This window comes from Halorubrum tropicale (genome assembly GCF_001280455.1).
Classification (GTDB): Archaea; Halobacteriota; Halobacteria; order Halobacteriales; family Haloferacaceae; genus Halorubrum; species Halorubrum tropicale.
In genome coordinates this window covers 68,321-82,596 of the sequence record NZ_LIST01000004.1, presented here as the reverse complement: position 1 = coordinate 82,596, position 14,276 = coordinate 68,321, and the positions used below count along the sequence as shown (strand labels likewise).

Below are 14,276 nucleotides of genomic sequence, written 5' to 3'. Positions count from 1 at the left end.
CCGGTTGATCCTGTCCGCTGATAACGCCCCGTCCGGAATCGGGGTGTCCGCCTTACTTCGCGGTGGTATCGTCGGCTAACGGGTCCGGGTCGGCGGAAACGCTCTCGTGGCGCCAGAGCAGGTCGAAGTACTGCCACATCCCCGCCACGAACGACGGGTTCTCCGTGACCGCGGCCTGTCGGTGGTGGTTCGGTACCTCCTCCTGTTCGACCATGAGCAGCCCCTGGCCGGACTCGTACGAGAGGCTCGGGTCGGCGAAGGTGCCGCGCCACGGCAGCACGCGGTCGCTGACGCGCACAGAGACGGACGGGAACTCCGCGGCGAGCGTCTCGCGGATCGCGGCCTGTCGCTCGCGGTTCTCCGCGGACAGCGAGTCGGGATGGAGGAGGAGTACGTCGACGTCGACGCCGCGGTCGACCGCGTCCCGCATCGCCGGGCGCACGGCGTCGACGTAGCCGAAGCTCTTCGAGAGGACGTACACCGCCTCCTCGGCCTCGCGGAACAGCCGCCGCGTCTCGCGCTCGCTCGGCTCGCCCACGTCGACAACGTGGAACAGGTCCTCCGTCGGGCTCAGCTCGTCGACGCCGCGGTCGCGCACCGGCGCGTACTCGTCGACGAACGCCTCCTCGACGGCCTCGACGTCCTCGCGGAACCGCTCGTAGGCGTGCCGGCGGTTCTCGACCGCCCGCTCGGCGATCGCCGCCGGCTCGTGGGGCTCGTACCGCTTCGGCCGGCCCGGGATCATCTTCACGTACCCCGCCTCCGAGAGCGCGTCGAGGACGCCGTAGATCCGGGCCTTCGGGATCCCGGTCGCCTCCGCGAGGTCGGGCGCCGTCGTCCGGCCTAACAGCAGCAGCTCCTCTAAGGCGTCGGCTTCGTACTCCGTCAGATCGAGCAGCGAGAAGAGGTCCGCTCCGGAATCCGTCATGCCCGTTCGTCCTCATTCGCCGCGTAAGTACGTACTGGTGCCGCCGGAACAGTTATTAGGTGGGCGCCAATACAGTTACTCAGAACATGAGTAACTCAGACGCTGCTGACGACGCCCACCTCGCTGACGTCCCCGACGGCGCGGGCTGTACGGAGATCTGGGAGCGGCTCTCCGAAGGCCGCGACGAGGAGACGGACGAGGCGTAACCCTTAGATTTTACCGGCCGTCCGGGCGAGCCGGCGAGAGCGCGACGCTGGGCGAGGTCCCCGATCCCGCGACCGCTGTCGAACGAGAACGCTCCTGACGAAGTCCGACGATCCAACACTTCTTGAGGTCACCCATCCAACGGAAACCTCACATGAACCTCTCTATCGTCGGGAGCGGCTACGTGGGAACGACGGTCGCCGCCTGCTTCGCCGATTTGGGCCACGACGTGGTGAACATCGACATCGACGAGTCGGTCGTCGAGGCGATCAACGACGGCGACGCCCCGATCCACGAGGAGGGCCTCTCAGAGCTCATCGCCGACCACGCCGGGCCGGACGGCACCGGTCGGCTCCGCGCGACGACCGACTACGCCGCGGTCTGCGACACCGACGTAACCTTCCTCTGTCTGCCGACGCCGCAGAACGACGACGGCAGCATCGACCTGTCGATCATGGAAGCGGGCGCGAGCCAACTCGGCGAGGCGCTCGGGGACAAAGCCGACTGGCACACCGTCGTTGTCAAGAGCACGGTCGTCCCCGGCTCGACGGCGGACGCGATCACCCCGATCTTGGAACGAGAGAGCGGGAAGACCGCCGGCGAAGGATTCGGCGTCGGCATGAACCCCGAGTTCCTCCGCGAGGGGACCGCGGTCTACGACTTCCGCAATCCGGACAAGGTCGTCCTCGGCGCGGACGACGACCACGCGCTCGAGGACATGCGCGCGGTGTTCGCCCCGCTCGTCGATGCGGCCGACGCTCCGATCGTCGAGACCGATACGCGCACCGCCGAGATGATAAAGTACGCCAACAACGGCTTCCTCGCGGCGAAGATCAGCCTCATCAACGACCTCGGGAACATCTGTAAGGAGCTCGGCGTCGACGCCTACGAAGTTGCCGACGCGATCGGCCTCGACGAACGGATCAGCGAGCAGTTTCTCCAAAGCGGCGTGGGGTGGGGGGGGGATCTTGTTTTCCGAAAGATACGCGCGCAATTATCTCGACTGCGGAGGATGCCGGGTACGAGCCCTCCCTCCTCAACGCCGCGGTCGAGGTTAACGACCGCCAGCCGGAGCGGTTGGTCGACCTCCTCGCTGAACACCTCACCGAGCGCCGCGATCGCGGGTTCGACGGCGCCGAGATCGGCGTCCTCGGCCTCGCGTTCAAGCCCGGCACCGACGACATGCGGAACTCCCGCGCGATTCGGGTGATCGACGACCTCCAAGCGCGCGGTGCGAGCGTGACCGCCTACGACCCGGTCGCGACCGACAACGCGCCGAACTACGTCGACGACGTAACGTACGCCGACTCGGCCGCGGCCGCGCTCGACGGCGCCGACGGCGCGGTCGTCGTAACCGACTGGGACGAGTTCGCAGCCCTCAATGAGGAGTTCGACGCGATGGCCTCGCCGATCGTCGTCGACGGGCGGCGGATCGTCGAGCGCCGCGACGGGATCATGTACGAGGGGCTCACCTGGTAGTCTCGCCGGGACTCGTCGAACCACTCCCGTTCGCTAGCCGGCCTGTCGACGGGCCACCGTAGGGACTACGAGCCGTTTCCACCAGTGATCGGAATTCACCCGCCAAAATTAGATCTCTCCCGCGAGATCGCCGCTCTCCAGAGAAATGTCCGGATTTACACTCCCTGATCCCGGCCGCAGTACTCCCCGTGAGAACGAGTGTAACAGACGCGTTCGGGACCGACCGAGCCGACACGCCACTGACAACGGCCACTGCTCGCACGCGATTACAGGGTAACGTATGCGAAACCGCCGGCAGACAGCGGGGTGTCACGTACTGCCACCGAAAACACGCCGTGGGGCTATTGTCAAAAAGGCGGCCGACCTCTCAGGCGCTTGATCTCACAGATCGGCCGGAACACTCCCGGTGATCCCGGGGTGTTTTACTGATACGCGTTCGGTATGTTTGGCTTCTGAGAATCTACGAGGCCCGACCGCGTGCGACGGGCGACGCCGTCGGAGAGAGTAACTCCGGCACTGCGACGCGATCCGTGGGCCGCCCCGGCGTTCACTCGCTTGGCCGCTGTTCAATTCCGGTCGCGATTGGGGCTTCCTGTCGGTGTTTCACCCGTTTACACGCGTGGTACTGCGGCGGGACGAACCAGTGTAGCTCGGTCCGAGAATCGCACTGAACTCCCAGTCGTCCGTGGCAGCAGCTGAACGCGCGGTGAGACTTCCCTGTAATCGCGGACTCGTTCGAGGATGTTCGCTCACGCGGCTCGCGGTTTCCAGCGGGGTCTGTTAACCAACACGGCCCGGTTGCTCACGCCGCCTTGTTGGTTAACCATTTCCCCACCGCATACGGAGCGGCCGCGGGCGCCACCGCGTCACTCGACGGTGACGCTTTTCGCGAGGTTCCGCGGCTTGTCGATGGACCGCCCCTTGTCGTTCGCCACGTGGTACGCGAACAGCTGGAGGTAGACGTTCGCGACCAGCGGCTCGACGACGCCAACGTCCGGCACCGGGAGCGACACGTCCAACGTCGCGTACTCGTCGCCGGCGGAGACACACCCGATCGCGGGCGCACCGCGCGTCTGCGCCTCGGTGACGTTGTTCATTGTCCCGTCGGCGCGCGCGCCGTCGGTCAGCACCGCCAGCACGGGCGTGTCCGGCGTCACTAACGCGAGCGGCCCGTGTTTGAGCTCGCCCGCGGCGAACCCCTCGGCGTGGTCGTAGGAGATCTCCTTGAGCTTCAGCGCCCCCTCCAGCGCGACCGGGACGCCCAGCTGCCGGCCGACGAAGAAGAACGCCCCGCTGTCGCCGTACTCGGTCGCGGCCTCGCGCACGCGGCCCTCGTTGTCGAGCACCTGCTGGACCGCGCCGGGGAGGTCGCGGAGCCCCTCCAGCACGGGCCGCGCGTCGGCGGCGGCCAGCGCGCCGCGCTCGCGGCCGATCGCCACCGCGAGCATCGTCAGCGTCGCCACCTGCGAGGCGAACGTCTTTGTCGCCGCCACGCCGATCTCGGGGCCGGCGCGGATGAACGCGGTGTCGTCCACCTCGCGCGTGACGGTGCTGCCGAGGGTGTTCGTCACGGCGAACGTCCGCGCGCCGGCCGCGTTCGCGCGCCGGACCGCGCCGAGCGTGTCGGCGGTCTCGCCGCTCTGCGTTACCGCGACGACGAGCGTCCGGTCCGGGCTGCGCCCGGCGCCGAACTCGTACTCGCTGGCGATCTCGACGGTCGCGCGCACCCCCGACAGCTCCTCGAACAGCCGCGCCGCGTACCGGCCCGCGTAGTTCGAGGTGCCGCAGGCGACGATCTGGATCTCCTCTAAGTCGGCGAGAAAGCCCGGCGGGAACGAGACGTCGAGGTCCGCGTCGCCCCCATCCACGTCGAGCCGGCCCGCGATGGTCTGTCGGAGCGACTCGGGCTGCTCGTGGATCTCCTTGCGCATGTAATGCTCGTAGCCGCCCTTCTCGGCGGCGTCGGCCTCCCACGTCACCGTCTCGACGCCGCGGTCGACGGGCTCGCCGTCGGCGTATATTTCGACGCCCGCGTCGGAGAGGGCGGCCACGTCGCCGTCTTCGAGGTAAGTCACGTCGCGGGTGTGCTCCAAGAAGGCCGTCACGTCGCTGGCGACGAACGTCGCGTCGGCGTCACGGCCCAACACCAGCGGGCTCCCGCGGCGCGCGACGACGATCCGGTCGTCGCCCTCGCGGACCGCGCAGATCGCGTAGCTCCCCTCCAAGCGGTCCTCGACGGCCCGGACCGCGTCGAGGAGGTCGTCCGCGCCGCTCTCGGCGGCGAGCTCCGCTTCGATCAGGTGCGGAATGACCTCGGTGTCGGTGTCGCTCGTGAACTCGTGGTCGGCGAGCTCCGCCTTCAGCGTCTCGTGGTTCTCGACGATCCCGTTGTGGACGACCGCGACGTCGCCGACGCAGTCGGTGTGCGGGTGGGCGTTCGCGTCCGTCGGCGGGCCGTGCGTGCTCCAGCGCGTGTGGCCGATCCCGAGGGCCGCGTCGGCCACGTCCGGAACCGTGAGGTTGTCGACCTCGCCCGACCGCTTCGCGACCGTGAGGCCGCTCGCGTCGCCGACGAGGGCGATCCCCGCCGAGTCGTAGCCGCGGTACTCCAGGTTGCGGAGCCCCTCGTGGACGACGTCACCCACGCCGGCGACGCCGCCGTCGCGAACGGTTCCGGCGTCGCTGCCGTCGTCGCCCCCGCCGAGCGCGATCCCGTCGCCGACGTATCCGGTAATTCCGCACATGGTTACCCCCTCCGCACGACCGCGCCCGACTCGACGCGTCCGTCGATCACGACCCCCGCGTCGGCCCGGACGTCGTCGCCGACCACCGCGCCGTCGGTGAGCGTCGCGCCGGCGCCGACGGCCGCGTTGTCGCCGACCACGCCGCCGAGCTCCACGTCGCGGTGGACCGCGTCGCCGACGACGACCGTCGCCGGCCCGCCCGCGATCGTCGCGTTCGGACCGACTCGGGCGTTGCCGGCGACGATCGCGTCACGAACCACCGCTCCGGCGCCGACCACGGCGTCGGGGAACACCACGGCGTTCTCGACGACCGCGCCCGCCTCGACGGTCGCGTTGCTCCCGATCGCGGTGCTGCCGCCGACGGTGACGTTCGGGCCGACGCGGACGTTGCCCGCCAGCGCCACGTCGTCGGCGACCGTCACCGATTCGCCGAGGCTCGCGCCCGCGGTCTCGGCCGCCGACGCCTCGTCGATCAGCCCCGCGTTGACCGCCAGCAGGTCCCAGAGGTTCGACACGTCGAGCCAGCGCCCGTCGTACCGGACCGCCGACAGCCGCTCGCGCCCGGCAAGGTCGTTGAGCGTCGCTGTGATCGCTAACTCGCCGGTCGCGTGCGTCTCGCGGATCGCGTCGAAGACGGCCGGCGAGAACGCGTAGACGCCGGCGTTGATCCGGTTGGTCGCGACCGGCCCCTCCGGCTTCTCGTCGATGTCGGTCACGCGGTCGCCGTCGAGGGTGACGACGCCGTACTGGCGGGGACTCACCGCGGTCGTGACCGCCATGGCGGGGAGGTCGCCGCCTCGCGCCCGGTCGCGCATCTCCGAGACGACCGAGGGGTCGACGATCCGGTCGCCGTTGAGCACGACGAAGGGCCCGTCGACGACCGGCTCGGCCTGAAGGACGGCGTGGCCGGTGCCGAGCTGGGTGGCCTGTTCGACGTACTCAATCGTCACGTCCCAGTCGTCGCCGTCGCCGAAGTGGTTCCGGATGCGCTCCTGCTCGTAGCCGACGACGAGGACGATGCGGTCGATCGCCGTCGCGGTGACGGCCTCGACGACGTGTTCCAACAGCGGCCGGTTCGCCACGGGGACCATCGGCTTCGGCCGCCGGTTCGTCAGCGGCGCCAGCCGTCGTCCTTCGCCCGCGGCGAGGATCACCGCGGTCACGGAGTCGGTGCTCATATGCGATCCCTCGCCCGCCCGGGTGTTAAATCGCTCGCGGTCGCCACCGGCGCCTCGGTGGGTGCCGATGGCTATTACTCCGAAAGACGGTCGCGCGTCAGCGCTTCTCCGGGACCCGTCGTCTCGCCGGCGCCCAACACGACGCCGGCGTTCAGCGCGGTGTTGATCCCCGTCTTCGCCCCGTCGCCGACGATAGCGCCCAACTTCCGGCGACCGGTGTCCACGCGGTCGCCTTTCACCGTCTGTCGGACGTTCTCGTCGTCGTGGCGGAGGTTGGCGACGTTCGTGCCCGCGCCGAAGTTCACGCCGCGGCCCAGCACCGAGTCGCCGACGTACGAGAGGTGACCGACCGACGCGTCCGCCATCAGCACCGAGTTCTTCACCTCGACCGAGTGGCCGACGTGCGCGTCCGGCCCCACGACGGTCGCCCCGCGGACGTACGCGTTCGGCCCCACGTCGGCCCCCTCGCGGATCAGCGCCGGCCCCTCGACGTAGGCGCCGGACCGGACCCGCGCGCCCTCCTCGACGACGACCGGCCCGTGGAGGTGGACGCCCTCCTCGACCGTGCCGGCGACCGCGCGCTCGTCGCCGAGGTCCGAGAGCGCCAGCTCGTTGGCTTCCAACAGCTCCCACGGGCGCCCCACGTCGAGCCACGTGCCGTCGTACGGGGCCACGTCGATCCGCCGACCGTCGCCGAGCAGGAGGTCGATCGTCGTCGTGATCTCGTACTCGCCGCGCTCGCTCTCGGGCGTGCGGTCGATGTACTCGAACACCTCCGGCTCGAACGCGTAGCAGCCGACGTTCGCGAGGCTCGTCGGCGGGTCGGCCGGCTTCTCGACGATGTCCGCGAGCGAGCCGTCCTCGGCGGTCGAGAGCACGCCGTACGCCCGCGGGTCCGGGACCTCGGTGGCCGCGATCGCGGGGGCACCGGCCTCGGCGAGCGCTCGGGGGAGGGACGCGTCCACGACCACGTCGCCGTTGAGCACGAGGAAGTCGTCGTCGACGACCGGCTCGGCCTGGGCCACGGCGTGCGCGGTCCCCAGCGCCTCGGCCTGTTCCACGTAGTGAACCGGGCGGCCGCGGTACGAGTCGCCGACGCCATCGCGGATCGCGTCGCCGCGGTACCCCGTCACGACGACGAACTCGTCGACCACGTCGCGGGCGGCGTCGAACACCTGCTCCAGCAGCGAGCGGTCTCCGACCGGGAGGAGGGGTTTGGGGCGGCGGTCCGTCAGCGGTCGCATCCGAGTCCCGCGGCCGGCCGCGAGCACGACTCCGTACATGTCCGGGGCGACGGCGGGAGAGGGCTTATCGGCTGCGGTCGTCGGAGGGGATGAGGTGGTCACCGTCGCGGTCGTCGGGAGCGCCACTCTCTCGGCCGTCGAACGCGTCGTAGTCCCGATCGGCGACCGACGTCGTCGCCGTCGGACGACGGTCGCGCGCCGGCGGTCACTCGACGACGACCGCTCCCCGCATCCCGATCGATTTGTGCGGGAGGCTGGCGTACCGGTACGTGCCGGGCTCGCGGAACGTGTGTTCGAACGCCGTCTCGCGTTCGAACGTCGGGTCGCCGGAGCTGACGTCGACATCCTCGAACACGACGTTCGCCGGGCCGCTCGGATCCGCCCACTCCCACCTGACCGTCGTGTCGGGCGACACCGCGAGAACCGGGGGTGCGAACGCGAAACGGTCGCCGTTGCCCGGAGCGCCGACCGTCACCGAGGCGGCGTCGCTGTCGGTCCTGTCGGCGACGGTCCCGTCGAAGTTGTCGCTGTGGACGACCCACTCGTCGACCGCCTCGTAGCCGGTTGACGGCGGCTCCTTCACCACGACCGCGCCCTTCATCCCGTCTGATCGCCCCGGCTCGGAGACGAACGGATATGTTCCCGGTTCCTCGAAGACGTAGTGGTAACTCGTTCCGGACTGCGCGTTCGAACGGCCGCTGTCGAACGTGCCGTCGAGTGCGACCACGTTGTGCGCCCCGCCGTGACCGGTCCAGTTCCACCGGACGTTCGTCATCGGCGGCACTTCGACGACGACCGGAGCGAAGCCGAGTCCGTCGTCGTACTCGTTGCCGACCTGGATCTCCGCGCGCCCGTCTATCCCGGTCCGCGTCCGCTCGCCGCGGTAGCCGTTCGCGTCGGCGAGCCACTCCTCGACGGAGTCCGGTGGCGACAGTTGGTCTGCCGGTTTGTACGCCGGCTCGTCGCAGTCGTCGTTCCGCTCGTCGTCCGACCCTTCAGCGCCCGTGTTGTCGTCTCCGGTGACGGACCCACAGCCGGCGAGTCCGGAGACACCGGCGACGGTCGCTGCGTGGAGGACCTCTCGTCGCGCGGGGGTGTATCCCATACGCGGAGTTCCGGCGACACGCAAATAACGACGGTGTCGATACCATTCTCGCAAAAACTGCCGGAATATTTATGATCCGGCGAAGTGAACATCGTCGGGTTCGCTCCAGTGACGAGGTACAGAGACGAAGTGCCGTGTCGACGCCCGCGGGGCCGTCAGGCTGCGTCGCGCGCCCGCTCGATCAGGTCCCGCGCCGTTTCGAACAGCGCGTCGGCGTCGGCCTCGTCGCGCGCCTCGGCCGTGATCCGCACCAGCGGCTCGGTGCCGCTCGCGCGCACGAGGAACCAGCCCGCGTCCGTCTCGACGCGAATGCCGTCGAGCGTCGAGGCGTCGTCGTACTCGGCGGCCGCGATCTCGCCGACGCGCTCGACGACCGCCCGCTTCGCGTCCGTCCGAACCGAGTCCCGACGGATCGGGTACTCGGGGAGGTCGTCGACGAGCGCGGCCAGCGACCCCTCCGCGCCGACGAGCGCGGTCAGGACGCAGGCGGCGAGCGGACCGTCGGGACAGGGCGTTCGGTCCGGCCAGATCCACGCGCCGCTGGGCTCACCGCCGAACGCGACGCCCGGCTTCGCGGCCTCCGCGGCGACGTACGCGTCGCCGACGGGGGTGTAGGTCACATCGGCCCCCACCTCGGCGAGCGCGTCCGCGACGAGCAGGCTCGTGTCCACCGGGACCGCCACCCGGTCGCCCGCGCCCGCCTCTCGGCGCGCGAACAGCGCGAGCAGCGCGTCGCCGGCGACGAACCGCCCGCGCTCGTCGATCGCCATCAGCCGGTCGGCGTCGCCGTCGTGGACGACCCCGAGGTCGGCGTCGGTCGCCGCGACCACCTCGCAGGCGGTCTCGCAGTTCGCCGCGGTCGGCTCGCTGGGCCGCCCCGGGAACCGGCCGTCGCGCTGGCCGTTGAGCGTCTCCACGTCGCAGCCGGCCGCGTGGAGCGCGTCGGCGGTGACGCGGCCGACGCCGTTGCCGAGGTCGACGACGACCGAGAGGTCGTCGGGCAGCGGGACGGTCTCGCGGAGGGCGCGCTCGTGAAGCCGTCGGGCGTCGCCGCCCGCGACCGCGCCGCGCTCTTCCACGGCGCCGATCGCGTCGTGGGCCGCGAACTCGAACGCCGCCGACTCCACGAGATCGGCGATCCGGTCGTTGCGCTCCTCGCCGAACGCGCGCCCGAATTCGGTCCAGAGCTTGATCCCGTTGTCGGGCGCCGGGTTGTGCGAGGCCGTGACGACGGCGCCGGCGTCAGCGACCTCGCGGACGACCGCGCGGGCCACCGTGGGCGTCGCCTCGACGCCGACGTCGATCACGTCGCTCCCGCACTCGGTGAGTCCCGCGACGAGCGCCCGCGAGAGCATCCGGCCGCTGTCGCGGGCGTCGCGCCCGACCACGACCGTCGCCGCGCCGTCCGTCGCGAGCGCGCGCCCCACGTCGAGCGCGAGGTCCGCGGTCACCGCCTCGCCGACCGGGCCGCGAACGCCGCTGGTTCCGAACATACCACGGTCATCACCGGGCTCCGCAAAGACGGTTCGGGATGGCGAGTCGGAGCGCCCGGACCCTCCGCCGCGGGGCGCGGATCGACACAGGTGGGGAGCGGTCGCCGTCAGTCGGTCACCGACCCCGCGAGCGCCACGAGGCCGACCAAGTGCGCCACCGTGACCCCGAACACCGTCGCGGCGTCGGAGAGCCCGAGGAGCGGCGTCACGCCGTACGCGATCACGTACGGGAGGACCGCGATACACGCGACGCCGACGGCCAACAGGAGCATCGTCCGGCTCCCGTTCCGGCGGCCGCCGTCGTACGCCAGGTACGCGACGTACGTGCCGAGGCAGGCGGTCGCGACCCCGCCGGCGGTCGCGACGACGGAGAGCGTCACCGGTGGACCACCCCCAAGACGAGGAGCAGGCCGCAGAGCTTGCTCGTGGTCACGATCACCGTGCGCTCGGTGGCGGTCACCCACGCGACGTTGCCGAAGGCGAGCCGGAGGAACATCGGGAGCGGAGCCAGGAGCAGGAGCCCGAGCGTGAGGAACAGCAGCGGCCGCCGCCGCGTGCGGAGGTAGCCGCGGGCGAAGCGGTAGGTGACGAACACCGCAAGCAGCACCGAGAGGAGGAACGCGGCGATCGTGATCGCGGCGAGCCCCGCGCCGCCGCCGACCACGTCGACCTGCGCCGGGATGCTCGCCCGGCCGACGAGCGGGGCGCTCCGCTGGCCGACCGCCGCGAGCGCCGTCGTCACAGCGCGCGTTCCGATCATCCCGAGAGCTCCTCGTAGAGCCGCGTCAGTCGGTCCGCGGCCGTCTCGTCGACGTAGTCCACGCTCACTTCGAATCCGCTGGCGGTCAGGTCCACCGAAACGCGGTTGAGCCGTGCGGCGTACACCTGCTGGGGGCCGCGGTCCGGGTCGACCTCCTGTACCGTCTCGACGAGGTCCTGTTCGCGGAGGCGTTCCAGGCGGCGGTAGACGGTCGCCTCGGAGGCGTCGCAGGCCTCGCGGAGCGCGCGCGCCGAGCGCGTCTCCTCGTAGGTCTCGATGAGGATCTGCCTGGCGTACTCGTCGTCGAGCAGCGAGTACACCTCCCGTTGGTCGACGGACGCCTCCGAGGCCATCCGGCTGAACGTCGCCGGCGGGAAACTTAATTTCCCCGGCGGCGTCACGCCCGCACCGAACCGATCCCCCGTTCGCGCTCCGCGGACGAACCGCTCGGGACGGTGACAGGACCGAAATTTAATACGACCGGTGGCAGACGGTCCAGACGGCAGATGGCCCTCTCAGACGCGCTCTCGGTTCCCTCCGCAGACAGCGGCGTCGTTCGCGCGGTGCTGTTAACGCCGTTCCGGCCGCGAACCTATGCCGCCGCCGCGTACCTGGCCCTCGCGTTCCCGCTCGGCATCGCCTACTTCGTCGGCACGGTGGTCGGGATCTCGCTCGGGCTCGGCCTCTCCGTCCTCGTGGTCGGCGTGCCGATACTCGCCGCGACGCTCGGCGGCGTGGTGGCGGTGTCGATCGGCGAGCGCGCGCTCGCTGAGGCCCTCCTCGGCGCCGACATCACTCCGCCGTCGTGGAAGGTCCGCGAGGCGTCCGGCGTGACCGACGGCGCCGTGGCGGTCGTGACCGACCTGGCGGTGTGGGGCGCCGTCGCGTTCGTCCTCTCGAAGCTGGTCGTCGGCGTCGCCGGCTTCACGCTCCTCACGGTCCTCCTCAGCGTCGGCGGGTCGCTGCTGGCGACGCCGCTGTACTACGACGCCCCGGGCGCGTCGGTCGGGCTCATTCTCCCGGAGCCGATCCGGCGGGAGCTGTCGCTCGTCGTCCCGTGGGAGCAGTTCGAGGTCGGCGTCTCGTTCATCGTGCGGCTCACGTCGTGGGAGGTGTCGACGCTGCCGGGCGCGCTGGCGATGTCGCTCCTGGGCGTCCTGGCGCTCCTCGTCGGGCTCAACGTGCTCCACGCCGCCGGTTGGCTGTGTGCCCGGTGGGCCGAGCTCACCCTGGGGCAGGGCGCGCCGTCGATCGGAACGGACTGAGTTCGGGGCCGGCGTTCAGGACGGTCGGCACGAAACTCATACTTATACTTTGGGTGGCGTTGCCGGATCAGCAGCGCTCGATTCTTTATATCTCGACGGGGCGGCAAGCCGTAAGCGCAGTATGAGCGACCACAGTTGGTCTCCGCGCTCGCCAGGCGAGGCGCTCGCGCGCTTCGTCGGTGTGCCCTTCGACGGACAGACGTATCGCAACCTCGCGTACCTCCTGTTGGCGTTCCCGCTCGGGATCGCCTACTTCACGGTCGTCACCACCGGCCTCTCGACCGGCCTCGGCCTGCTCGTCACGTTCGCGGGCGTTCCGGTCGTCCTCCTGACGCTGCTCGTGACGCTCGGAATCGGGTCGTTCGAGCGCCGGCTCGCGGACTGGCTCCTCGACGTCGACGTCGCGGCCGCGCCCGCCGACGTCGACCTCGAGTTCGGGTCGGTCGAGGAGGCGCTCGGGACGACGAAGCGGATCCTCACGGCCCCGACCACTTGGACCGGCCTCGTGCTCGTCGGCCTCAAGTTCGTCTACGGCGTCGTGGCGTTCACCGCGCTCGTCACCGCGGTCGCGCTCTCGGCCACGCTGATCAGCATGCCCGTCTTCTACGACGCCCCCGGGGTGACGTACACGCTCGGCCCCTACGTGGTCGACACGCTGCGCGAGGCGGCCGCGGGCGCCGGCCTCGGCGTCCTCCTCGCGCTGGTGTCGCTCCACGTGCTCAACGGGGTCGCCAGGTTCGGCGGATTCCTCACCGACGCGCTGCTCGGCGGCGCGGCGCGGACCGCGGAGGACGCCGATGCCTGACGGGTCGCCCGACGGCGCGTCGGCCACGCGCCGGGGCCTGCTCGGCGCCGTCGGGGTCGGCCTCGGAACCGCCCTGGCCGGCTGCGCCGGCGTCGTCGATGTCGATCGGCGGACGGAGACGGAGCGACGGACCGTCGACCCCGCGGCGGTCTCGACGCTGGCCGTGACCGACGTTGCCGGCGACGTCTCGTTCAGCGCCGAGCCCCGCGACGACATCGAGGTCGTCGCCCGCAAGCGCGCCGTCGGCGGCGTCTCGCTCGACGAGTTCGAGGTGACGGCCCGGGTGACCGGTGACCGACTTGAGGTGACCACCGACGAACCGCGCATCGTCGGGCTCGGCGGCGGGGGCGTCGACGTCGAGGTCACCGCGCCGCCGGACGTCGACGTCGATAGGCTCCGGTCCGCCGACGGCGACGTCCACGCGGCGTCCGTTCCCGACGGTGCGGCGCTGGTCGCGGTCGACGGCGACGTGTCGGTGACCGACGCCCGGGGCGCCGTGCGCCTCGAGTCCCGTGACGGCGACGTCCGCGTCGACGGGGCCGCCGGGGCCGTCACGGCGACGACCGCGGACGGCGCGGTCCGCGTCCGCGACCCCGAGCGCGTCGAGACCCTCCGGACCCGCGACGGCGACGTCGTCGCCGACGTCCCCGCGGTCGCGGCGGACGCGACGGTCGAATCGTCGGACGGCGACCTGCTGCTCCGGCTCGGTGACGACCTCGAGGCGGCGCTCACCGCTCGCACGTACGACGGTGACTTCGCACTCTCGGGAGGCGGCCCCGGGTTCCGCGTCCGCGAGCGCACCGAGACCCGACTGCGAGCGTCCGTCAACGGCGGCGACGGCGCGCTGACGGCGCGGACCAACGACGGCGACATCACGATCCGAGCGTGAGCGCCCCGGACCGTCCCCGCTGACGCCGCGTTTCCGCCCGGACCCGCCTCGCTTTTCGGCCCGCCTCGCTTTTCGGCCCGCCTCGCTTTTCGGCCCGCCTCGCTTTTCGGCCCGCCTCGCTTTTCGGCCCTCCTCGCTCGACCCGGACCGCTGAAACCACGCCCGTCACCGCCCCCAGGGGC

The 14,276-nt window shown here is 71.0% G+C and carries 12 protein-coding genes and 1 pseudogene; 4 read left to right on the top strand and 9 right to left on the bottom strand.

Translation table 11 applies throughout. The annotated features are described in order from the left end of the window. Positions 1-52: 52 nt before the first annotated feature. A complete protein-coding gene (locus tag AMR74_RS10640) occupies positions 53-928 on the bottom strand; it encodes a TrmB family transcriptional regulator (protein WP_053772043.1) in 876 nt (291 codons plus the stop codon). 358 nt (positions 929-1,286) lie between these two features. Between AMR74_RS10640 and aglM the strand changes: the two are divergent. Beyond that, positions 1,287-2,611: pseudogene (aglM, locus tag AMR74_RS10635) on the top strand (UDP-glucose 6-dehydrogenase AglM). Positions 2,612-3,477: 866 nt separating this feature from the next. Here the strand turns inward: aglM and glmS are convergent. From glmS to AMR74_RS10595, 8 genes are all read right to left on the bottom strand, one after another. After that, a complete protein-coding gene (gene glmS, locus AMR74_RS10630; protein WP_053772042.1) occupies positions 3,478-5,355 on the bottom strand; it encodes a glutamine--fructose-6-phosphate transaminase (isomerizing) in 1,878 nt (625 codons plus the stop codon). A gap of 2 nt (positions 5,356-5,357) precedes the next feature. Continuing rightward, positions 5,358-6,533: a sugar phosphate nucleotidyltransferase gene (locus AMR74_RS10625; protein ID WP_077152299.1), complete on the bottom strand. Its 1,176-nt coding sequence runs from the start codon at positions 6,531-6,533 to the stop codon at positions 5,358-5,360. 74 nt (positions 6,534-6,607) lie between these two features. Beyond that, positions 6,608-7,816, bottom strand: coding sequence for a bifunctional sugar-1-phosphate nucleotidylyltransferase/acetyltransferase (gene glmU / locus AMR74_RS10620; RefSeq protein WP_053772041.1), 1,209 nt, complete (start codon positions 7,814-7,816; stop codon positions 6,608-6,610). 166 nt (positions 7,817-7,982) lie between these two features. After that, positions 7,983-8,882 carry a halocyanin domain-containing protein gene (locus AMR74_RS10615; RefSeq protein WP_053772040.1) on the bottom strand — a complete coding sequence of 300 codons (900 nt, stop codon included), beginning with the start codon at positions 8,880-8,882 and terminating at the stop codon, positions 7,983-7,985. Positions 8,883-9,037: 155 nt separating this feature from the next. Beyond that, positions 9,038-10,375, bottom strand: a complete 1,338-nt coding sequence (glmM, locus tag AMR74_RS10610; RefSeq protein WP_053772039.1) for a phosphoglucosamine mutase — start codon at positions 10,373-10,375, stop codon at positions 9,038-9,040. Between the two features lie 107 nt (positions 10,376-10,482). Continuing rightward, positions 10,483-10,755: a DUF7521 family protein gene (locus tag AMR74_RS10605; protein WP_053772038.1), complete on the bottom strand. Its 273-nt coding sequence runs from the start codon at positions 10,753-10,755 to the stop codon at positions 10,483-10,485. Next, positions 10,752-11,135, bottom strand: a complete 384-nt coding sequence (locus AMR74_RS10600; protein ID WP_053772037.1) for a hypothetical protein — start codon at positions 11,133-11,135, stop codon at positions 10,752-10,754. The genes AMR74_RS10605 and AMR74_RS10600 overlap by 4 nt, the downstream gene beginning before the upstream one ends. Further along, positions 11,132-11,488: an ArsR/SmtB family transcription factor gene (locus AMR74_RS10595; protein WP_053772036.1), complete on the bottom strand. Its 357-nt coding sequence runs from the start codon at positions 11,486-11,488 to the stop codon at positions 11,132-11,134. The genes AMR74_RS10600 and AMR74_RS10595 overlap by 4 nt, the downstream gene beginning before the upstream one ends. A 153-nt stretch (positions 11,489-11,641) precedes the next feature. Here AMR74_RS10595 and AMR74_RS10590 point away from each other — a divergent pair, with 153 nt between their 5' ends. The 3 genes from AMR74_RS10590 to AMR74_RS10580 all read left to right on the top strand — a co-directional run bounded on the left by AMR74_RS10590 (position 11,642) and on the right by AMR74_RS10580 (position 14,094). Beyond that, a complete protein-coding gene (locus AMR74_RS10590) occupies positions 11,642-12,400 on the top strand; it encodes a sensor domain-containing protein (RefSeq protein ID WP_053772035.1) in 759 nt (252 codons plus the stop codon). Between the two features lie 121 nt (positions 12,401-12,521). Continuing rightward, a complete protein-coding gene (locus AMR74_RS10585; protein WP_077152298.1) occupies positions 12,522-13,205 on the top strand; it encodes a sensor domain-containing protein in 684 nt (227 codons plus the stop codon). Beyond that, a complete protein-coding gene (locus AMR74_RS10580) occupies positions 13,198-14,094 on the top strand; it encodes a DUF4097 family beta strand repeat-containing protein (protein WP_053772034.1) in 897 nt (298 codons plus the stop codon). The genes AMR74_RS10585 and AMR74_RS10580 overlap by 8 nt, the downstream gene beginning before the upstream one ends. Positions 14,095-14,276 lie beyond the last annotated feature (182 nt).